General features: G+C 73.0%; 20 protein-coding genes. 8 read left to right on the top strand and 12 right to left on the bottom strand.

The features are described 5' to 3' along the window. Positions 1–15 precede the first annotated feature (15 nt). Together HCU62_RS02130 and mobB are read right to left on the bottom strand one after the other, a co-directional pair. Positions 16–1,107, bottom strand: a complete 1,092-nt coding sequence (locus HCU62_RS02130; protein ID WP_163297843.1) for a hydrogenase small subunit — start codon at positions 1,105–1,107, stop codon at positions 16–18. Positions 1,108–1,230: 123 nt separating this feature from the next. Next, a complete protein-coding gene (gene mobB / locus HCU62_RS02125; RefSeq protein ID WP_169755387.1) occupies positions 1,231–1,908 on the bottom strand; it encodes a molybdopterin-guanine dinucleotide biosynthesis protein B in 678 nt (225 codons plus the stop codon). Positions 1,909–2,165: 257 nt separating this feature from the next. Here mobB and HCU62_RS02120 point away from each other — a divergent pair, with 257 nt between their 5' ends. The 4 genes from HCU62_RS02120 (at position 2,166) to HCU62_RS02105 (ending at position 4,241) form a co-directional block, all read left to right on the top strand. Next, complete coding sequence (locus HCU62_RS02120) at positions 2,166–2,723, top strand: hypothetical protein (RefSeq protein ID WP_163297845.1); 558 nt, start codon at positions 2,166–2,168, stop codon at positions 2,721–2,723. Next, positions 2,702–3,082: a c-type cytochrome gene (locus tag HCU62_RS02115; protein WP_163297846.1), complete on the top strand. Its 381-nt coding sequence runs from the start codon at positions 2,702–2,704 to the stop codon at positions 3,080–3,082. The genes HCU62_RS02120 and HCU62_RS02115 overlap by 22 nt, the downstream gene beginning before the upstream one ends. Positions 3,083–3,086: 4 nt before the next feature. After that, positions 3,087–4,010, top strand: a complete 924-nt coding sequence (locus HCU62_RS02110; protein ID WP_163297847.1) for a cation diffusion facilitator family transporter — start codon at positions 3,087–3,089, stop codon at positions 4,008–4,010. 72 nt (positions 4,011–4,082) lie between these two features. Beyond that, positions 4,083–4,241 (top strand): hypothetical protein, encoded by a 159-nt coding sequence (locus HCU62_RS02105; protein WP_163297848.1) that lies wholly within the window; start codon positions 4,083–4,085, stop codon positions 4,239–4,241. Positions 4,242–4,346: 105 nt separating this feature from the next. On the opposite strand, the gene HCU62_RS02100 is transcribed toward HCU62_RS02105, so the two are convergent. The 5 genes from HCU62_RS02100 to HCU62_RS02080 form a co-directional block, all read right to left on the bottom strand. Further along, positions 4,347–4,619, bottom strand: coding sequence for an HU family DNA-binding protein (locus HCU62_RS02100; protein WP_163297849.1), 273 nt, complete (start codon positions 4,617–4,619; stop codon positions 4,347–4,349). Positions 4,620–4,977: 358 nt separating this feature from the next. Next, positions 4,978–5,535 (bottom strand): O-acetyl-ADP-ribose deacetylase, encoded by a 558-nt coding sequence (locus HCU62_RS02095; protein ID WP_169755386.1) that lies wholly within the window; start codon positions 5,533–5,535, stop codon positions 4,978–4,980. Next, the gene (locus HCU62_RS02090) at positions 5,532–6,557 is read right to left on the bottom strand and encodes an HlyD family secretion protein (RefSeq protein WP_163299795.1); all 1,026 of its coding nucleotides are present in this window, start codon (positions 6,555–6,557) and stop codon (positions 5,532–5,534) included. The genes HCU62_RS02095 and HCU62_RS02090 overlap by 4 nt, the downstream gene beginning before the upstream one ends. Next, positions 6,554–7,237, bottom strand: coding sequence for an ABC transporter ATP-binding protein (locus HCU62_RS02085; RefSeq protein WP_163299792.1), 684 nt, complete (start codon positions 7,235–7,237; stop codon positions 6,554–6,556). Before HCU62_RS02085 ends, HCU62_RS02090 begins: the two co-directional genes overlap by 4 nt. Further along, the gene (locus tag HCU62_RS02080; RefSeq protein WP_163299789.1) at positions 7,234–8,367 is read right to left on the bottom strand and encodes an ABC transporter permease; all 1,134 of its coding nucleotides are present in this window, start codon (positions 8,365–8,367) and stop codon (positions 7,234–7,236) included. The genes HCU62_RS02085 and HCU62_RS02080 overlap by 4 nt, the downstream gene beginning before the upstream one ends. Positions 8,368–8,460: 93 nt before the next feature. Here HCU62_RS02080 and hgcA point away from each other — a divergent pair, with 93 nt between their 5' ends. Both hgcA and hgcB read left to right on the top strand, forming a co-directional pair. Then, entirely contained in the window at positions 8,461–9,678 is a 1,218-nt protein-coding gene (hgcA, locus tag HCU62_RS02075) for a mercury methylation corrinoid protein HgcA (RefSeq protein ID WP_246325176.1), read from the top strand. After that, positions 9,669–9,959 (top strand): mercury methylation ferredoxin HgcB, encoded by a 291-nt coding sequence (gene hgcB, locus HCU62_RS02070; RefSeq protein ID WP_163299160.1) that lies wholly within the window; start codon positions 9,669–9,671, stop codon positions 9,957–9,959. Before hgcA ends, hgcB begins: the two co-directional genes overlap by 10 nt. On the opposite strand, the gene HCU62_RS02065 is transcribed toward hgcB, so the two are convergent. Both HCU62_RS02065 and HCU62_RS02060 read right to left on the bottom strand, forming a co-directional pair. Continuing rightward, the gene (locus tag HCU62_RS02065) at positions 9,956–10,831 is read right to left on the bottom strand and encodes an NAD(P)-dependent oxidoreductase (RefSeq protein WP_163299159.1); all 876 of its coding nucleotides are present in this window, start codon (positions 10,829–10,831) and stop codon (positions 9,956–9,958) included. The two genes, hgcB and HCU62_RS02065, sit on opposite strands and share 4 nt — an antisense overlap. 11 nt (positions 10,832–10,842) lie before the next feature. Further along, on the bottom strand, positions 10,843–11,208 hold the full coding sequence (locus HCU62_RS02060; RefSeq protein WP_169755385.1) for a VanZ family protein: 366 nt from the start codon (positions 11,206–11,208) through the stop codon (positions 10,843–10,845). 46 nt (positions 11,209–11,254) lie between these two features. On the opposite strand from HCU62_RS02060, the gene lysS reads away from it, so the two are divergent. Together lysS and HCU62_RS02050 are read left to right on the top strand one after the other, a co-directional pair. Beyond that, positions 11,255–12,871: a lysine--tRNA ligase gene (gene lysS, locus HCU62_RS02055; protein WP_163299157.1), complete on the top strand. Its 1,617-nt coding sequence runs from the start codon at positions 11,255–11,257 to the stop codon at positions 12,869–12,871. 2 nt (positions 12,872–12,873) lie between these two features. Further along, positions 12,874–14,169, top strand: coding sequence for an FtsX-like permease family protein (locus HCU62_RS02050; protein ID WP_163299156.1), 1,296 nt, complete (start codon positions 12,874–12,876; stop codon positions 14,167–14,169). Positions 14,170–14,172: 3 nt separating this feature from the next. Here the strand turns inward: HCU62_RS02050 and HCU62_RS02045 are convergent, their stop codons facing one another. The 3 genes from HCU62_RS02045 to HCU62_RS02035 are packed head-to-tail and all read right to left on the bottom strand — an operon-like array spanning position 14,173 to position 18,556. After that, positions 14,173–15,159, bottom strand: a complete 987-nt coding sequence (locus tag HCU62_RS02045) for a DUF4340 domain-containing protein (protein ID WP_169755384.1) — start codon at positions 15,157–15,159, stop codon at positions 14,173–14,175. 42 nt (positions 15,160–15,201) lie between these two features. Next, positions 15,202–17,601: a Gldg family protein gene (locus HCU62_RS02040; protein WP_163299154.1), complete on the bottom strand. Its 2,400-nt coding sequence runs from the start codon at positions 17,599–17,601 to the stop codon at positions 15,202–15,204. Beyond that, positions 17,591–18,556: an ABC transporter ATP-binding protein gene (locus HCU62_RS02035; RefSeq protein ID WP_169755383.1), complete on the bottom strand. Its 966-nt coding sequence runs from the start codon at positions 18,554–18,556 to the stop codon at positions 17,591–17,593. The genes HCU62_RS02040 and HCU62_RS02035 overlap by 11 nt, the downstream gene beginning before the upstream one ends. Between the last annotated feature and the right edge of the window lie 20 nt (positions 18,557–18,576).

Here is an 18,576-nt window from a genome sequence, read left to right as displayed (position 1 = left end):
CCCTATGTCAGCATGTCAGCCTTCGCCGCCGCCCGAGCGGGAACGCCAGATCTTGCGCCCCACGCCGATGGCCGCGTGGATGCCCGCCGCGGCCGCGGCCACGGTGAATACGCCCTTGCCGATCCGGTCCGCCGCCGCCACGGTTCCCCGGCCCTGCGGGACGGCCACTCCCGGAAGCCGCTCGTAGAAGGGGGTCATGGTGTCCCAGAAGCCCGGCTCGGAACAGCCGATACAGCCGTGGCCCACGCCCACGGGCCAGGCACCCACGTCGTTGAACCGGACCGCGGGGCAGCTGTTGTAGGTCTCGGGCCCCTTGCAGCCGGTCTTGTAGAGGCAGTAGCCCCGGCGGTGGTTGGCGTCGCCGAAGGCCTCGGCGAAGCGCCCCTCGTCGAAGTGGGCCCGGCGCTCGCAGTGGTCGTGGATCTTGCGCCCGTAGGCGAAGAGCGGCCGGCCCAGGTGATCGGTGGGCGGAAGGCGCTTGAAGGTGAGATAATGGAGCACCGTCCCGAGGAAGGAGACCGGGTTCGGCGGGCACCCGGGCACGTTCACCACGGAGTGGTCCGCGACGAGGTCCCGGACGCCCACGGCCCCGGTGGGGTTCGGGCGGGCCGCCTGGATCCCGCCGAAGGCGGCGCAGTTGCCGATGGCGATGACGGCGGCCGACCGGGGCGCCACGTCGGCCAGGATCTCCATGGCCGTCCGCCCCCCGATCCGGCAGTAGACGCCGCCGTCCTTTGTGGGGATGCCCCCTTCCACCACGCAGATGAACCTCCCCTCGTGCCGCTTGAGGGTGTCGGCCAGGGCCGCCTCGGCCTGGTGCCCCGCCGCGGCCATGACCGTCTCGTGGTAATCCAGGGAGACGAGATCGAGGATGAGACGCGCGATGTCCGGGTGCGAGGCCCGGAGCAGGGCCTCGGAGCACCCCGTGCACTCCTGGAAGTGGAGCCAGACCACCGGGGGCCGGGCGGGAGAGGCCGCCGCCTCGACGAGGCGGGGGACGGCCTCGTCGGCGAGGCCGAGGGCCGCCGCCGCCGCGGTGCAGGCCTTGAGGAAGGACCGGCGGGTCACCTTGGGGTTCAGGGCGTCCAGCTGGGGGTCTCGTGCCATGGCGTTCCTCCCTGTAGGGGATGGGCGCCGGGGACGGCCCGGCGCCGGCTCTTTTCCGATGGTAGGACCAAACTCCGCCGAAGATCAAGCAAAAAAGTCCCTTCGAGGGGCCGGCCGGGTAGGCTACGCACCCGGCCGCCGGCTGCGTCCCCGGCAGAGGCGGATCTCGGCGCAGACCGCCCCGGCCGTGCCCCGGAGCGCGCCGATGAAACCCCAGAGGACCCCGGCCAGGGAACCGCGGACGTAGGCGTTCAGCGGGACCTCCCGGCCGTCCACGAGGAGGCGGGCCCGCCCCGCCGCGCCCCCGCCCGGGCGGAGAAACCGCTCCTCGATGAACCGGGCGACCCCCGCGTGGTCCGCCAGGTCGAAGGACGTCCCCTCCACGGAAAAGTCCGCGGCCACCGCCACCACTCCCGGGACCTCCTCCCGGAGGAGTGAACGCGAGACCTCGGCCCGGGCCACCTCGATCTTGGGGACCCCCTCGGCGTGCTTGAAGCCCTCCCCCAGCACGATGTCGGCGTCCGGGAAGAGGCGGAAGGCCAGGGCCCGCGGCGACTCCCGGAGCCCCTTCCGGCGAAGCACCATCCCGTCGGGGGCCACCAGGGCCACCTCCGCGACTCCCTCCTCCCGGTAGCCGGCGGTATCGGTGCCCGGGGGGTCGTCCGGGAGGAGTCCCGTCTCCTTGGTCGACTTGAGGACGGCGACGCGGTACCCTTTCTTGAGGAGGTGCCGCGCCACGCGCCGGGCCAGGGTGGTCTTGCCGCTGTCGTGGCGGCCGATGAAGGTCACGAAGGGTGCCATGGTTCCGCTCCGGTCTCGGGATCGGGGCGGCCGGGCCGGCGGACCCGGGGCGACGGCCGCCCCCGGTCCCCAGCATAACCCCTCGGGGCCGCACCTTTCACCCACCGGGCGGCGAGGACGCACGGCACCCGAAAAGGACGGGGCCGATCCGGGACGTCGGGGTCTCGAAGAACGCCCCGCCGCCGCGATCGGCGCGCCTCTCTGGCGCCGTCATCGCCCGCGGGCGCGAAATCGGGAAGAAGCAAGGAGGCACCGCCATGCCCCCATCCAAGAAGAAGACCCGCTTCGAACAAAAGGACCGGCTCCCGCCCGGGGAAGCGGCCCGCCGGCTCCGCCGCCTGGCCGACGACCTGGAGGCGGGCCGGATCGAGGTGGGGCGCGAGGCCCTGGACATCGGCGCCCCGGTCTTCATGGAGACGGAGCTGAAGATCAAGGGGGCCGAGGTCTCCTGCGAGATCACCCTGAAGGCCCCCGTCGCCGCACCCCATGGCCCGCCGGAACCCGTGGCGGGGGCCGGCGGCGGAGGGCCGGAGGCCAAGGTGCTCAAGAAGGCCCTCGCCGCCAGGTGGAAGTCCATCAAGGCGTCCCTGTCCGCCGGTCGGGCGCCGGGGGCCGCCGAGGGCCCGGACTTCCTGGAACTGGCCCGCCGCTACGAGCCCCACGTGCAGCCGGACTGGGCCGCGGACTGGCACGCCTGCATCCGCCGGGCGGAGGCCTGTCTCCAGGCCGCCTCCGCCGGCGACATCGACGCCGCCGAGGACGCCGCCGCCGGGGTGGACCGGGACATCCGCCGATGTCACAAGCGCTACAAGTAAAAAGCCCCGGGCGGCTCCACCGGAAGGCCCTGGCCCTGGGGTTCCTCTTCCTCGCCGCCGCCTGCCGCCCGGCGGCGCCGCCCGACCCGGAACTCGGGGCCCGCCTCTACCGGTTGCACCATTGCGGCCACTGCCACGGGCCCCGGGGCGAGGGCCGGAAGGGCGCCCCCCGGATCGCCGCCACGCGCCTGGGCCTGCGGGCGTTCCGCGGGAGGCTCCGCCGCCCCGGCTCCGTCATCATGCCGGCCTTCCCCGCCGGCCGCCTCTCCGACGACCAGGCGGCTCACCTCCATGCCTGGCTCGAATCGCTCGGCCCCCCGGCTGGAATTGAGCCGCCGCACCCGAGGGCCGACAAGTAACTCCATGGAAGCCGCCTGCACCGAACCGCCAAAAGACCGGAGGCTCCGGGAGATCCGACGGGTCCTGGCCGGCGTCCTCGCCCTCAACCTGGCCGTGGCCGCGGCCAAGCTCGGCTACGGTTCCCTCACCTCGTCCCTGGCCATGGTAGCCGACGGCTTCCACTCCCTCTTCGACGGGACGTCCAACGTCATCGGCCTCCTGGGCCTGACCCTGGCGGCCCGCCCGCCCGACCGGGACCATCCCTACGGCCACGGCAAATACCAGACGTATGCCGCGGGCGCCATCGGCCTCCTCCTGCTGGCCACGGCCTGGAAGGTGGGCAGCGGCGCCTGGTCCCGGCTCATCAACGGGAGCGAGGCGCCGCAAGTCACCGCCGCCTCCTTCCTCGTCATGGGAGGCACCGTGGTGGTCAACGCCGTGGTCACCCTGTGGGAGCGCCGCGCCGGCCGGCGGCTCAGAAGCGACATCCTCCTGGCCGACGCCGGACACACCGCCAGCGACCTCTGGGTGAGCCTCGGGGTCATCGCCAGCCTCGCGGCGGTGCGGGCGGGCCACCCCGCCGCCGACCCCCTCGTGGGGCTCGGCGTGGCGGGGGTCATCTTCTGGACCGCCTTCGGGATCCTCCGGGAATGCGGCACCACCCTCTCCGACAAGGCCCGGATCGACCCGGACCGCCTCTGCGACGTCGCCCGATCGGTCCCCGGCGTCCTGGACTGCCACTCCATCCGGACCCGGGGGTCCGCCGCCGAGGTCTACGTGGATCTCCACGTCCAGGTGGCCCCCGAGATCACCGTGGCCGACGGGCACGCGGTGGCCGACGGCGTGGAACGGGCCATCCGCACGGCCCTGGACCAGGTGGTGGACGTGGTGGTCCACGTGGAACCCCACACCCCCGGGGTCGAAAACCGGTCCAAATCCCGTTCTTGAGGCATCCCCTTCAATTTTTTTCCTTGCATTGCCGACAAGAAAGGTGAGAATGCCCTTCAAGGGGGGAAAATCATGGACAGCTATATCGGCTTGGCCGTTTTCGTGGCCCTCCTGTGGGCCATACGCTTGCTCGGCACGGACCGGAAGCCGGACATCGAGGTGACCCCGGAACTGCTGGCCCAGCTCCTGGCACCGGGGGAGCCGCCCGCCCGGAAGCGGCCGCGGCGGTAGGCCGCCGCCCCCTTCCGGAAACGGGACGGCGGAACGCAAAAAGGGCCACGGCGGTGAACCGCCGCGGCCCTTTTCTGTTCTGCCTTGAACTCGCGTCCGGGAGGTCTACTTGACGGAATCCGCCAACTTCGCCCCGGGCTTGAACTTCACGACCTTCTTGGCGGGGATCCGGATGGCCTTCCCGGTGGCGGGATTGCGGCCCTCGCGGGCGTTGCGCTTGACCACGCTGAAGGTGCCGAAGCCCACCAGCGTCACCTTGTCGCCCTTCTTCAGGGCCGCGGTGACGGCATCGAGGGCACCCGCCAGGGCCCTCTCGGCGGCAGCCTTCGTAATTCCAGCGCTATCGGCCATCTTGCTCACGAGTTCGGTCTTGTTCATAGTACCCTCCCGTCACGTTGGTGTGGTTGGCGCCTGTAAACGCCTTTTTTCTTCGCCAATGGTTGGAGCGGACCCAACTCAAGCGGCCTTGCCTCCGCCTTCCGGGCGGGCCTGCTTGCCCCACTTCATCGGAACAAGCGCCCCGGAACATGAACCCGCGGTTCCGGGGGATGTCCGGCCCCGGAAAGGCTGCTGGAACGAAGGTGCACGACCCGTTTCATTCGACTTTCCTGTCCCATGTTACCCGTGAACGCCCGCGAGTCAAGAGATTTCCGCATCAAGGCCCGCCGGACCGGGCTCCCCGGGCACCCGGCCGCCGGGACGGTCATAGATGCCGTATAATCCCGGGCAGTTACCTTCATGATCCGGAGCGGAAAGCCCCGAGGGCCGCGGCGAAGGCCCGTGCCGCGGGCTCGGAGAAGAGGACGAAGCGGATCTCCTCCAGGCGCCCCGGCCGCGCGAGCACCTCGCCGCGGACCGCCTCCAGGGCCACCCGGGCCGCGGCCGCCAGCGGGTACCCGTAGGCCCCGGTGCTGATGGCCGGGAAGGCCAGCGTCCGCACGCCGAGTTCCCGGGCCCGCGCCAGGCTCTCGCGGTAGGCGGCGGCGAGCAGCCGGGCCTCCCCGTGCCCCCCGCCGCGCCAGACCGGCCCCACGGCGTGGATCACGTACCGCGCCGGAAGACGCCCGGCGGGGGTCGCCACGGCCCCGCCGGTGGGGCACCCGCCGATCCGCCGGCAGGCGGCCAGGATCTCCGGCCCGCCCGCCCGGTGGATGGCCCCGTCCACCCCGCCGCCCCCGGCCAGCCGGCTGTTGGCGGCGTTCACCAGGGCATCCGCCCGTTCCCGGGTGATGTCGCCCCGCTTCGTGACCACGAGGACCCGCCCGAACCGGCACGACGCCGTCACTTCGCTCATCCGCCCTCCCCGGTGAAGATCCGGACGTTGACCGGGAGTCGGAGGGGAAAGGGACACCCCTCCGGGAGGGAGACCTCCACGTCGAGGACCCGGTAGTCCACCATGCGCCCGGGGTCGGTGGGGAGGATCCGCTTCGGCCCCATCTGCACCTTGACGTCCACCACCCGCCCCTCGAAGGCGAGGCCCGGGAAGCCGTCCGCGGTGACCCGGGCCCGCTGGCCCACGCGGACCTTGCCCACGTCGGTCTCGTCAATCTCCGCCCGGACGTAGCGGTCTCGGACCGTGGCGATGTCCAGGACCGGCAGCCCGATGTCCAGGGCCTCGCCCTCCTCCCGGTGCTTCCGGGTGACGACCCCGTCGTAGGGGGCGACGATCCGCGTCTCCGCGCGCATCGCCTCGGCCTCCCGGAGCCGGGCGCGGGCGAGGCGGAGCCGGCGGCGAAGGAGCGCCAGGGTCTCCTTCCGCGTCCCCTCCCGGAGGAGGGCGAGCCGCTCGGCGGCGGCCCGGGCCTCGGCCTGCGCCGTGGCCCAGGCGAGCCGCACCCGCTCCCACTCCGACCGGGAGACCAGCCGGCGATCGAAGAGGTCCCGGTAGCGGTCCCGATCGGCCGCCGCCTTCTCCAGGCGGGCCTGGGCCGCCGCCAGGGCCGCCCCCGCCGCCGCCACCTCCTGGGGACGGGCGCCCGCCTCGGCCCGCGCGAGCTCCGCCCGGGCCACCGCCACCGCCGCCCGGGCCGCCGCCACCCGGGCCTCCTGGGGCCCGGCCTCGAAACGGACGAGCTCCTGCCCCTTGCGGACCCGCTCGCCCTCCCGGACCAGGATCCGCTCGATCTTCCCCGGCATCCGGGCGCTCAGGGTGGAATGCCGCCGGGCCTCCACCACCCCGTAGGCGAAGACGGACGGCGGCGTCGCCGCCGCGGCGTTGGCGTCGTCCGGGGCCCGCCCCTCCGGCCCGGAGCAGCTCGAAAGGAACACCAAGAAGGCCAACGCCCAGGGCCCGGCGCACCTCCGCCACCGCATCATGCCGCCTCGCGCATCCGTCCGTCCTCCATCCAGAGCACCCGGTCCACCCGGTCGCGGAGCCGGAGGTCGTGGGTGACCACCACCACGGTCTTGCCTCCCTCCACGGCCAGCTCGGCGAGGAGATCCACCACCGCCCGGCCCGAGCGCGAGTCGAGGTTCCCCGTGGGCTCGTCCGCCAGGATGATGGGGGCGTCGGCGGCCACCGCCCGGGCCACGGACACCCGCTGCTTCTCCCCACCCGAGAGGTCCCGGGGGAGGAAGCCGGCCCGGTCGGCGAGCCCCACCCGCTCGAGCGCCCGGCGGGCCCGCTCCGGGGCCTCCCCGCGGGGGACCCCCTTGAGCTGCAAGGATACCATGACGTTCTCCAGGGCGGTGAGGGCCGCAAAGAGGTTGAAGGCCTGGAAGACGAAACCGAAGTAGCGGCGGCGAAGCGCCGGCAGCCGTCCCTCGTCGTAGCCCGTGACGTCCGTGCCCCCCACCTCGACCCGCCCCGCGTCCGGCCGGAGGATGAGGCCCAGGATGGAGAGCAGGGTGGTCTTGCCGCTCCCGGAGGGCCCCATGATGGCCGTCACCGTCCCGGGCCGGAAGGCGGCGCTCACCCCGGCCACGGCCACCACCTCCCGGCCGGCGGCGCCGTAGGCCTTGCGGACGCCGGTCACCTCGAGCAGCGCCCGGCTCATGCCCGGAAGACCTCCACCGGGTCCACCTGCATGGCCCTTCGCACCGAGACCAGCGAGGCGCCCGCACACATGGCCAGCGTGAGGCCGAGGTCCAGGGCGAAGAGCTGCCACGGCTGCCAGACCATCTGGCCGGCCGCCCGGTAGAAATGGATGACCACGGCGTTGGCCGCCAGACCGATCCCGTAGCCCATCCACCCGCTCAAGAGGGCCTGGCGGAGGATGATCCCGTAGACGGTCCGGTTCTCGGCGCCCAGGGCCTTGAGGGTCCCGAACTCCCGGAGATGCTCCATGGTGGCGCCGTAGATGGTCTGGCTCACGATCACCGCCCCGACCAGGAGCCCCATGAGGACGGTGAAGCCGAAGCCCACGCCCATCCCCGTGTTGAAGGTCCAGTAGCGGCGGGTGGCGGCGGCGAACTCCTCCCGGGTATAGACGTCCTCCCGGTCCATGGCGGCGGCGAGCCGGGCGCGGACGGCCCGGACGTCGGCCCCCGGCCGCACCTTCACCAGGAGGAAGACGGTCTGCCCCTTGAGCCACGGGGTCAGCTCCTGGGCGGTCTTGTAGGAGGCGAAGAGGATGGGGGCCGTGGTGATCCGCTTCGCCCCCCGGCAGATGCCCACCACCCGGACCCGCTTGTCGATGATCTCGCGGTACTCCCCCACCCTGACCCGGCCCAGCTTCGAGAAACTCGACTCGTCCACGATCACGCCCCGGTGGTACTTCACGTCGGCGAGGCGCCCCTCCACCAGGTCCCAGGGACCGCCCGCGCCGCTGTCGGGGTCGAAGCCCACCAGTTCCACGTTCTCACTCCCGCCGTCCCGGAGCTTCATGAGGGACCAGACCATGATGAGCTTCTTCACCGAGGCGACGCCGGGGACGGCCTTGGCCCGGTTCTCGCGGTATTCCGGGAAGGGGAGGGCGAAGTCGAAGTTCCGGTTGTTCCGGGCCGTGATCCAGATGTCGGCGTCGGTGTGGGTGATGAGGCTGGCGGCGTTGTCCATCATCCCGAGGTAGACCCCCACCTGGACCAGGACCAGCACCACGGAGAAGGAGATCCCCACCAGGGTGATGGAGAGGCGCACCCGGTCGTGGAAGAGGTTCTTCCGGGCGATGGAGACGGGATACCGCATGGCCCTCCCTGCCCCGCCGCCTTCTTTGCCGGCGGGGATCGGCGGGCTTATTATAAGAAAAGTACCGTGAAAGCGAACCCGAACCACCCCGCCATGAACCGTCCCGCCTCTCCCCCCCACCCCCCGGCCCGGGGCTGCTGTGGCGGGAGCGGCGCCGCGTGCGGGTGCGACGCCGGAAGGCCGGGGGAGCGTCTCCGGCCGCCGCCGGCCGCCGGCTGCGCCATCGTGGAGCCGGGGCCCGCCGGGGACCCGCGCCAGCAGCCCTTCTACGCGGGCTGGGTGGAGACGCCGGTGGGCATGGTCCCCCGCCTCGCCACCCGCCTCCGCCCGGCCGACCACCTGGGCCGCTTCCGGGTCCGCTGGGGCATCGGGCGGGACCGCTACCGCGTGCGGCCCGGCCTCTACGCGGCGGGCACCCCCGGCCCGGATTCCCCGGTGCTGGTGACGGCCAACTACAAGCTCTCCGTGGACGCCCTCCGCCGGGACCTGGACGGCGTCGACGCCTGGATCCTGGTCCTCGACACCCACGGCATCAACGTCTGGTGCGCCGCCGGCAAGGGGACCTTCGGCACGGCGGAACTCTGCCGCAGGGTGCGGGAGACGGGGCTCGCCCACGTGGTCGCCCACCGGACCCTCGTCCTGCCCCAGCTCGGGGCCCCGGGGGTGGCGGCCCACGAGGTCCGGGCGGGCTGCGGCTTCTCGGTGGTCTACGGCCCGGTGCGGGCCCGCGACCTCCCCGCCTTCCTCGCCCGGGGCATGGAGGCCACCCCGGAGATGCGGCGGGTCACCTTCCGGGCCGCCGAACGCCTGGCCCTGGTGCCGGTGGAGGTCGTGGGGCTGGCGAAGCCCTCCGTCTGGGCGATCCTGGCGATCTTCGTCCTCGGCGGAATCGGCCCCCACGGGTTCTTCCCGGCGGCCGGTGCCTGGCCGCGGCGCCTGGCGGCGCTGGCCGCCTACCTCGCCGGCGTGGTCTCCGGCGCCGTGCTCACGCCGCTGGCCCTGCCCTGGATCCCGGGACGGGCCTTCTCGCTCAAGGGAGCCCTGGCCGGCGCCGCCGTGGCCGCGGCGGCGGCGACCTCCCCCGCCGCCCGGGGACTCGGCGCCCTGGAGACCACGGCCTATGCCCTGATGGTGACGGCGGTGGCCTCCATCTGCGCCATGAACTTCACCGGGGCCAGCACCTTCACCTCGCCCTCCGGGGTGGAGAAGGAGATGCGGCGGGCCATCCCGCTCCAGGCGGCGGCGATCCTGGCCGCCGCGCTGCTCTGGGTGGGCTCCGCCTTCGCCGCGGGAGGTCCGCCATGGAGATGAGGTATCTCGAAGGGGTCGCCACCCTGGCCCTCGACGAGGCGGCCTGCATCGGCTGCGGCCGCTGTACGGAGGTCTGCCCCCACGCGGTCTTCGAGGTGGCCCACCGCAAGGCCCGCATCCGGGACCGGGACCGGTGCATGGAATGCGGGGCCTGCGCCAGGAACTGCCCGGCGGGCGCCCTTCGGGTGCAGGCGGGGGTGGGCTGCGCCGCGGCCATCGTCATGGGGTGGCTCACCGGCCGGACACCGGCCTGCGGTTGCGGTTCGGACGGCTGCTGCTAGCCGCGGCGGCCCCGGACGGCCTCCAGCACCGCCGCGAAGTCCGCCTCGCCGAGCCCCATGCCCCGGGCCCCGACGAAGAGGGCGTTGACCGCGGCGGTGACGGGCAGCGGCCGGGCATGCCGGTCGCCCTCGGCCAGGGCCAGCCGGAGATCCTTCTGCATGTGCTTCAGGGGGAAGGCCGCCGGGAACCGACCCTCCACCATGGCCGCCCCCTTGAGGCGGAAGAGCCCGTTGGCCATGGGCCCGGAGTCGAGGACCTCCAGCAGGGTCTCGGCCGGAAGATCCATGCCCTCCGCCAGGGAGATCCCCTCGGCCAGGGCGGCCATCATCCCGCCCATGACCAGGTTGTTGAGCAGCTTGAGCTGGGCCGCCCGCCCCGTCTCGCCCAGGTAGAAGACCCGCTTCGACAAGACGTCGAAGGCCGGCCGAACCTCCTCGAGCAGAGACGGGTCCCCGGCCGCGAAGATCACCAGCGTCCCCTCCTCCGCCGGCTTCCGGCTGCCCGCCACGGGCGCCTCCAGGAACCGGCCGGCGGCCGCCGCCACCGCCGCCCCGATCCGGCGGCTGGTGCCCGGGTCCACCGTGGACATGTCCACGTAGCCCTTGCCGGGCCCCAGGCCCTCCACCACCCCGCCGGGACCGAGGCAGACCGCCTCCGCGGCCGCCGGGTCCGCCACCATGGCGAAGGTGACGGGGCAGGCCGCCGCCACGGCGGCCGGGCCATCCGCCACCCGGGCCCCGGCCGCCGCCAGCTCCTCGCACTTGGCCGCGGTCCGGTTCCACACGGTGACATCGAATCCCGCCCGGACCAGGTTGAGGGCCATGGCCCGTCCCATGATGCCGAGCCCGATGAAGCCGCAGCGCCGCTGCATGGCCCCCTCCTTCATGTCACCCGGCCCGCCGCCCGGGCGAGGCGCCACGCCACGAGCACCAGCGCCCCGAGCGCCGCCCCGGCGGTGTCGGCCACCCAGTCCATGGGGTCCGGGGTCCGGCCGGGCACGAAGACCTGGTGCCACTCGTCGGCCAGCCCGTAGAGGGAGGCCAAGACCACCGCCCAGAGGAAGGCGGGGGCGGTCCGGGCCGGCGGCGTGGCCCGCCACCGGAAGAGGAGTGCGCCGAAACCGGCGTAGGCCGCGGCGTGGACCGCCGTCCCGATGCGGGTGAGATCCGGCAACGCCTCCCCCGGAACGGCGGAGGCCCCGAAGAGGGCGCCCGCATAGGCGATGCACGCGGCGAGGCGGACGTTCATGGCAGGGTGGCCACCGGCTTGACGCTCCTTGGAGAGTAAACTATGAATGAAGCCGTCTCCGGGACGGCCCCCGAGAGGGCGGCCGTCCTCCCAGTTCATACCCTCCCCGGGGCCGCTTGGCAAACCGGCACCGGGGAAAGGAACCGGCACCTTGGCGAAACCGCCCGACGACACCAACCTCCTGCTGCGCCAGCGCCGCCAGAAGGCCGAGGAGCTGGAACGGGCGGGGGTCCCCCTCTTCCCCAACGACGTGGCGCCCCCCGACCGGGCCTCGGCCATCCTCCGGGTCTACGGCGGCTACGAGGCCGAGGCCCTCGAGGCCCTGGAAGAACGCTTCCGCCTGGCGGGACGGATCATGGCCCTCCGGCGCTTCGGGAAGGCGGCGTTCCTGCACCTCCAGGACGCCACCGGCCGGCTCCAGGTCCACGTCACCCGCGACGGGGTGGGCGAGGCGGCCTATGCCCTCTTCCGGAAGTTCGACATCGGGGACATCCTCGAGGCCGAGGGCCGGCTCTTCCGGACCCGTACCGGGGAACTCACCCTGGAGGCCGAGCGGATCCGGCTCGTCACGAAGTCCCTCCGGCCCCTCCCCGAGAAATACCACGGCCTCACCGACAAGGAACTCCGCTACCGGCGCCGGTACCTCGACCTCCTCATGAACGAGGAGGTCCGGGAGACCTTCCGCACCCGGTCCCGGATCGTCCAGGGCATCCGGGCCTACTTCACGGCCAACGGCTTCCTCGAGGTGGAGACCCCCATGATGCAGCCCATCGTGGGCGGCGCCACGGCCCGGCCCTTCCGGACGCACCACAACGCCCTGGGCGTGGACCTCTACCTCCGCATCGCCCCGGAGCTCTACCTCAAGCGCCTCCTGGTGGGGGGCTTCGACCGCGTCTTCGAGCTGAACCGGAACTTCCGGAACGAGGGGATCTCCCTCCAGCACAACCCGGAGTTCACCATGCTCGAGTTCTACGAGGCCTACGCCACCTTCGAGGACCTCATCCGGCGCACCGAGGAGCTCTTCCTCCGCCTGGTCCAGGAGCTGCGCGGCGAGGCCGAGACCACCCTCACCTACCAGGGCCGGACCCTCGACTTCGCCCCGCCCTGGCGGCGCCTCACCCTCGAGGCCGCCCTGGTGGAGGTGGGCGGCCTCGACCCCGGCGACCTCCGGCGGCCGGCGGCCCTGGCCGACCGCCTCCGGGCCGAGGGCGCCCCGGTGACCGGCGCGGAACCCCTCGGAAAGCTCTGGACCAAGCTCTTCGACCTCCTGGTGGAACCCCGGCTCATCCAACCCACCTTCGTCACCCACTACCCCACGGACGTCTCGCCCCTGGCCCGCCGGAACATCGAGAACCCGGAGGTCACCGACCGCTTCGAGCTCTTCATCGCGGGCCGGGAGATCGCCAACGGCTTCTCGGAGCTCAACGACCCCCGGGACCAGTACGCCCGCTTCGCCGAGCAGATCGCCAACCGGGGCGACGACGACGAGATCCCCCCGGAGCTCGATGCCGACTACGTGCGGGCCCTGGAGCACGGCATGCCGCCCGCCGCCGGCGAGGGTATCGGGATCGACCGCGTGGTCATGCTCTTCACCGACGCCCCCTCCATCCGGGACGTGATCCTCTTCCCGCAGCTGCGGCCGGAACGGCCCGGCGGGGCCTGACCATGGCCTTCGAAGGGATGGTGGCCCGGCGCTACCTCCGGGCCAAGCGCACCCACGCCTTCGTCTCCCTCATCACCCTCATCTCCATCGGGGGGGTCACCCTCGGGGTCATGGCCCTCATCGTGGTGCTCTCCGTCATGGGCGGCTTCGAGGACCACCTCCGGACCAAGATCCTGGGCATCAACTCCCACATCCTGGTCCGGAGCTACAAAGGGCCCTTCGCCGAGACGCCGGAGATCCGCCGCGCCGTGCTCTCGGCCCGGGTGCAGCCCCCGCCCCTGGCGGGCCTCTGGGACCGCCTCCGGGGACAGGGCGGGGCGGCGCGGGTCCTGGCGGCCACGCCGGTGGTCTACGTCCAGGCGCTGCTCACCTCGGGCCGCGCCGTGAGCGGGGCGCTGGTCCGCGGCGTGGACCCGGCCTCGGTCACCTCGGTGGTCACCGTGGGCGATACGGTCCGGGGCCGGGGCCTGGACGCCCTGATGCGGGAAGGGCCGGGGCCGCCGCCCATCCTGATGGGCAAGGAACTCGCCCGCACCCTGGGGGTGGACGTGGGGCACCCGGTCCAGCTCGTCCTCCCCGGCGGGACGCTGACCCCGGTGGGCATGCTCCCGAAGATCCGCCGGTTCCGGGTGGCCGGGCTCCTCACCACCGGGATGTACGAGTACGACGCCTCCCTGGCCTTCGTCTCGCTCCGGACGGCGCAGCGCCTCCTCGGCCTCGGGACCGCGGTCCACGGCCTCGAGGTGCGGGTCTCGGACATCTACGCCGCCGACCGCCTGGCGGACCTCATCCGGGAGCGCCTGGGCTACCCGTTCTGGACCATGGACTGGCAGCAGATGAGCCGGAACCTCTTCGCGGCCCTCAAGCTCGAGAAGATCGCCCTCTCCATCGTCCTGGCCCTCATCGTGCTGGTGGCGGCCTTCAACATCGTCAGCACCCTCATCATGATGGTCATGGAAAAGAAAGAGGACATCGCCATCCTGAAGGCCATGGGGGCGACGGACCGGCAGATTCTCAAGATCTTCGTCTACACCGGCTCCCTCATCGGGCTCACGGGGACGGCCCTCGGAGCGGCGGGCGGGGTGGGACTCTGCGAGTTGCTCGCCCGGTACAAGTTCATCAAGATCCCCAGCGAGATCAGCCAGGTCTATTACACGGACACCCTGCCCATGCTCCTCAACGGGATGGACGTGGTGTTCATCGTGGCGGCGGCCCTGGTGATCTGCTTCCTGGCCACCCTCTACCCCGCCCGGCAGGCGGCGCGGGTGGAACCGGCCAAGGCCCTCCGCACCGGGTAACGATCAGAAGGGGGCCGGAAGCCGCGGCACCCAGTCGCCCTCCAGGCGGTAGACCGTGCCGTCGGCGGTCCGGACCCAGGCCTTGCGGGCCTCGCCGGCCCGCCGGCCCACCTCGAGCCGGACCTCGCCCTTCGCCCCGAGGTCCACGCGCAGCTCGGCCGCCCCGGCCCCCAGCCCGAACGCCGCCGCCTTGGCCGGGTCTTCCACGTCGGCGGCCTGGAGCGGGAAGAGCCGGTCGAGGAAGTCCCGGACCCGGGCCCCGGCCGCCCGGCGCCGCGGGGGGCCCTCGTAGGTGTAGACCCAGGCGGGGCCGCCCTTCGCCTGCGTGGCACCCCCGCCCCCCGGCGCCGCGGCGGGGGCGATCCGCCAGGCGCCCTCGGCCGAACGCCAGGCCACCGCCCGGACGCCCCGGCGGCCCTCCCCGATCACCGTGAGCTCGGTCCAGTCCTTGGGGTCCGGGGAGCCCTTGGCCGGAACCTGCCAGACCTCGAAGAGCCCCAAGACGTTGCGGTCGGCCAGGTAGACCGCGTCGGAACCGGCGGCGCGGACGTAGCAGGTGTCCCAGTCGGGCCCCTGCTTGCCCACCAGGAGGTGCAGCAGCCGCTCCCCGCCGCCCCGCACCTCCACGTGGAAGGCCTCCCGCGACTTCAGCCGGAACCGGCCGACCAGGCCGGGATCCGCCGCCCGCGCCTCGCCGCGCAAGGCCGCCAGGGCCTCGAGGACCTCCTCCACGCGCGCCGCCTTGGCCGGGGCGGGAAAGCCCCGGTCCACCCGCCACCGCCCCTCCTGCTTGAAGAGGCGAAGCCGGGCCCCCTTCGGGTCCGCCGGGGCCCAGGCCACCAGCTTGTCCGCCCGCCGGGCGAGATCCGCCGGGGCCAGGGCGGCGGTGAGCTCGCGGGGCGAGGCGTTCCGCCGGTGCTGCTGCCAGGCGTAGACCGCCACCAGCCCCGCCAGGACCGCGGCCAGCACGACCAGTTGCCGGTTGCCCATCCGTCGCTCCTCCTTCGGGGGGGCCGTCCGCCCCCGGCCGCGTCATCCGCCGTCGCAGGCCTCCCGGCGGCGCCGCCGCCGGACGGCCCGGGCGATCCCGCCCGCCACCCAGAGGGCGGGCACGGCGAACATGACCACCACGCGCCAGAAGGCCTTGGCCTCGTCGGAGACGGGCCCGATGAGGCGCAGGGCCTGGGACTTGGCACGGACGTGGATCAACTCCCCGCCCAGGGCCAGGGCATCCACGGCGTTGGCGGCGAAGAGGGCGTTGCCCGGGTTGGCGAGGAGGTTGTCGGAAAACATCTCCGCGCACCCCACCACCAGGAGGCGGCTGGCGGCGGGTTCCACGGGTTCCGGCGCCGCCGCGGTGGCGTTGGCGCCCGGCCATGCCGGCACGGGCCGGCCCTCGAAGGGGTCCGGGAAGCGACCCTCGAGCAGCACCGCGAGAGGCCGGCTGGCCATCCCCTTCCCCCCGGCCGGGGGTGTCATCTCCGCCGCAGAGAGCGGGCCCAGGTGATGGGGGGCCGTCCAGGCCTCGGGGCTTGAGCGGAAGATCACCGTGGCCTTGAGGCCGAGCCGCTCGAGACGCTCCCGGTCGAGATCCAGGGCGGTGCCCCAGAGGTAGAGGAGCTCGGGGACACCGCTCGTCATGGAGAGGGACCGGTCCATGGTGTCCGGCAGGACCCGGACCTGGACGGGGAAGTCCACCGGGGTCTGCACCAGGGCGGAAAAGATTCCCATCCGGCGGGGCCGGGTCATCTGGAGGACGGCGCTTCGCCGGTCGAAGAGCATCCGGTCCTCCACCCGGACCCCGAAGGGGGCCAGGAGCTCGTCCACGTCGGTCTCCACCGGGACGGCGCTCACCGAGAAGCCCGACCGGCCTTCCCCGTAGTGGTACCGCAGCCGCTGGGCGGCCACGAGGACCGGGTGTCCCCGGCGGAGGAACCGCGCGATCTCGTACCGCCGCCGCTCGCCGAGACGCTCGGGGGCCACGAGGACGAGCAGACGCGCATCGTCGGGCAGAGGCGACCCGGGACCGATCTCCTGCCGCACCACCTCGTAGCCCTGGCCGCGGAGGAGCTCCGCCAGGGCGGCATAGTCCCCCCCGCCGCCCTGCATCCGGCGGAGCAGGGCGGCCATGCCGCCCTTTTCCCCGCCGGGCGTCACCAGCACGACCTTGGGCTTGCGGCCGAGGAGCAGCCGGTGGATGCGCGAGACCAGCTCGTACTCCAGGCTGCCGAGGTCGTCGGGCATCACCTGGGGGATCACCTCCGGGGGCCGGTCCAGGTAGGCCACCTCGATGGCGGAGTAGATGGTCTTGATGTCCAGGGCGTCCCGGGCGATGGTCTGGGTGTTGAACGGCACGATCCCCCGCTTCTCCAGGGCGGAGAGGCGGTCTGGGGCCCGGGCCGGGTCCACCACCCGGTACCGGAACCGGGGCGAGAGGGCCGCGAACTCCTCCAGGAGGTCCCCGACGTCCCGGGCGATGTCCTTCATGGGGGTGGGGAGTTTCTCCCGGGCCGAGACGTAGTAGGTCACCCGGACGGGGGCCTCGAGCCGCGCCAGGAGCCGCCGGGTGGCCGGCGTCACCGTGTAGAGGCCCTCCTCGGTGAGATCGAACCGGGGAAGGGACATCCCCTTCGCCACCCCGCCGGCCACGAGGCCGATCCCGACGAGCAGCGCCACGCCGGCCCCGAAGCCGCGGGCGGCCCGGCGCCGCAGTCGCCCGGCGAGGGTGAGGACGTTCACCGCCAGGAACACCAGGGTGAAGGCGCAGAAGTAGAAACAGTCGGCGAGATCCACCACGCCCTTGGCGAAGGAATTGAAGTGACTGGAAAGTCCCGCGGCGTCCTTCAGGAAGGTCCCCAGTCCGGGGATCCAGCCGTCCGCGAAGGCGGCGATGGCGTCCACCCCCGCCAGGTAGGAACCGAACCCAGCCAGCAGGGCCAGGATGAAGGCCACGATCTGGTCGGAGAAGAAGGCCGAGACCGCCATCCCCAGCGAGATGAGGAAGGCCGAAAGGAGCAGGGCGCCGAGGTAGCCCCCGAGGATGGGGCCCGGATCCGGGTCGCCGAGCACCGCCAGCATCAGCGGGATCACCAGGGTGCCGGCCAGGGCGCAGGCGGAAAAGAGCCAGGCGGCGGCGAACTTCCCGGCCACCAGGACCGCCTCCGGCACGGGGAGACCGAGCAGGAGGGCGATGGAGCCGGTCTTGCGCTCCTCCGCCCACAGCCGCATGGTCAGGGCCGGGATGAAGACCACGAGGAGCAGCGGCAGCAGCCCGAAGAACCCGCGCATGCTGCAGGCCCCCGAGAGGAAAAAGGGCGTCATGAAGAGTCCGCCGGCCACCAGGAGGAAGACCACCGAGTAGACGTAGGCGATGGGGACGTTGAAGTAGGCCCCGAGTTCCCGCCGGACCAGGGTCAGGACGTCACGCAGCATGGCGCACCTCGTCGCCGCCTGTCCGCTCCGCCCGATGGCGCCGGAGCAGTCGGATGAAGGCCGCCTCCAGGGAGGCGTCCGGGGCCAGCTCCCGGACGCGCCAGCCCCTGGCGGCCGCCAGGTCGCCCACGGCGGCGGCCAGGGCCGCGCCGTCCGCCCCCTCCACCCGGAAGGCCGGGACGCCGGCGCCCTCCACCGGCACCACGGCCCGGACGCCGGGCAGCCCTCGAAGCGCCGCCGCCACGTCCCCCTCGGCCGCCACCGCGACCCGGAGCGCCCCCCCCGCCCGGGCGAGGACCGGCAGCGGATCGTCCGCGACGAGCTCGCCGTCGCTCAACACCAGCACCCGGTCGGCCACCGCCGCGACCTCCTGGAGGATGTGGGTGCTGAAGAGCACGGCCTTGTCCCGGGCGAGCCGGCGTACCAGGTCGCGGACCTCGATGATCTGGAGGGGGTCGAGCCCCGAGGTGGGCTCGTCGAGGATGAGCACCGGGGGATCGTGCACCAGGGCCTGGGCGAGCCCCACCCGCTGCCGGTATCCCTTGGAGAGCCGCCCCACCGGCTGGCACCAGACGGCCTCCAGCCGGCACTGGCGCCGGACCCACTCCAGCCGCGTCCGGCGGTGGAGGCCGTGAATCCGCCGGGCCGCCGCCACGAAGTCGAGGTATTCCCGGACCTCCATCTCCTCGTAGAGGGGGACCTCTTCCGGCAGGTAGCCCAGGGCCGAGCGGACCTCCCTCGGCGCCGAGCGCACGTCGTGGCCGGCCACCCTGGCCGTTCCCCGGGTGGGCGCAAGCTGGGTGGCCAGGATCTTCATGATGGTGGTCTTTCCGGCCCCGTTGGGCCCGAGGAGCCCCACCACCTCGCCCCGGCCGACCCGAAAGCTCACCTCGTGCACGGCGCGGAACCGGCCGTAGTCCATGCCGATACCCTGGGCCTCGATCATGGCCTCCATGCAGCCCTCCTTTCGGCGGG

Source organism: Dissulfurirhabdus thermomarina (assembly GCF_012979235.1).
GTDB lineage: Bacteria > Desulfobacterota > Dissulfuribacteria > Dissulfuribacterales > Dissulfurirhabdaceae > Dissulfurirhabdus > Dissulfurirhabdus thermomarina.
Note: the sequence above shows the minus strand (reverse complement) of the source record. Positions and strands in the feature narration are given on the sequence as shown.

Excerpts from the sequence above, each read along its gene's own strand:
- HCU62_RS02130 (WP_163297843.1), bottom strand. The coding sequence starts at position 1,107 with ATGGCACGAGACCCCCAGCTGGACGCCCTGAACCCCAAGGTGACCCGC.
- mobB (WP_169755387.1), bottom strand. The coding sequence starts at position 1,908 with ATGGCACCCTTCGTGACCTTCATCGGCCGCCACGACAGCGGCAAGACC.
- HCU62_RS02120 (WP_163297845.1), top strand. The coding sequence starts at position 2,166 with ATGCCCCCATCCAAGAAGAAGACCCGCTTCGAACAAAAGGACCGGCTC.
- HCU62_RS02115 (WP_163297846.1), top strand. The coding sequence starts at position 2,702 with ATGTCACAAGCGCTACAAGTAAAAAGCCCCGGGCGGCTCCACCGGAAG.
- HCU62_RS02110 (WP_163297847.1), top strand. The coding sequence starts at position 3,087 with ATGGAAGCCGCCTGCACCGAACCGCCAAAAGACCGGAGGCTCCGGGAG.
- HCU62_RS02105 (WP_163297848.1), top strand. The coding sequence starts at position 4,083 with ATGGACAGCTATATCGGCTTGGCCGTTTTCGTGGCCCTCCTGTGGGCC.
- HCU62_RS02100 (WP_163297849.1), bottom strand. The coding sequence starts at position 4,619 with ATGAACAAGACCGAACTCGTGAGCAAGATGGCCGATAGCGCTGGAATT.
- HCU62_RS02095 (WP_169755386.1), bottom strand. The coding sequence starts at position 5,535 with ATGAGCGAAGTGACGGCGTCGTGCCGGTTCGGGCGGGTCCTCGTGGTC.
- HCU62_RS02090 (WP_163299795.1), bottom strand. The coding sequence starts at position 6,557 with ATGATGCGGTGGCGGAGGTGCGCCGGGCCCTGGGCGTTGGCCTTCTTG.
- HCU62_RS02085 (WP_163299792.1), bottom strand. The coding sequence starts at position 7,237 with ATGAGCCGGGCGCTGCTCGAGGTGACCGGCGTCCGCAAGGCCTACGGC.
- HCU62_RS02080 (WP_163299789.1), bottom strand. The coding sequence starts at position 8,367 with ATGCGGTATCCCGTCTCCATCGCCCGGAAGAACCTCTTCCACGACCGG.
- hgcA (WP_246325176.1), top strand. The coding sequence starts at position 8,461 with ATGAACCGTCCCGCCTCTCCCCCCCACCCCCCGGCCCGGGGCTGCTGT.
- hgcB (WP_163299160.1), top strand. The coding sequence starts at position 9,669 with ATGGAGATGAGGTATCTCGAAGGGGTCGCCACCCTGGCCCTCGACGAG.
- HCU62_RS02065 (WP_163299159.1), bottom strand. The coding sequence starts at position 10,831 with ATGCAGCGGCGCTGCGGCTTCATCGGGCTCGGCATCATGGGACGGGCC.
- HCU62_RS02060 (WP_169755385.1), bottom strand. The coding sequence starts at position 11,208 with ATGAACGTCCGCCTCGCCGCGTGCATCGCCTATGCGGGCGCCCTCTTC.
- lysS (WP_163299157.1), top strand. The coding sequence starts at position 11,255 with ATGAAGCCGTCTCCGGGACGGCCCCCGAGAGGGCGGCCGTCCTCCCAG.
- HCU62_RS02050 (WP_163299156.1), top strand. The coding sequence starts at position 12,874 with ATGGCCTTCGAAGGGATGGTGGCCCGGCGCTACCTCCGGGCCAAGCGC.
- HCU62_RS02045 (WP_169755384.1), bottom strand. The coding sequence starts at position 15,159 with ATGGGCAACCGGCAACTGGTCGTGCTGGCCGCGGTCCTGGCGGGGCTG.
- HCU62_RS02040 (WP_163299154.1), bottom strand. The coding sequence starts at position 17,601 with ATGCTGCGTGACGTCCTGACCCTGGTCCGGCGGGAACTCGGGGCCTAC.
- HCU62_RS02035 (WP_169755383.1), bottom strand. The coding sequence starts at position 18,556 with ATGGAGGCCATGATCGAGGCCCAGGGTATCGGCATGGACTACGGCCGG.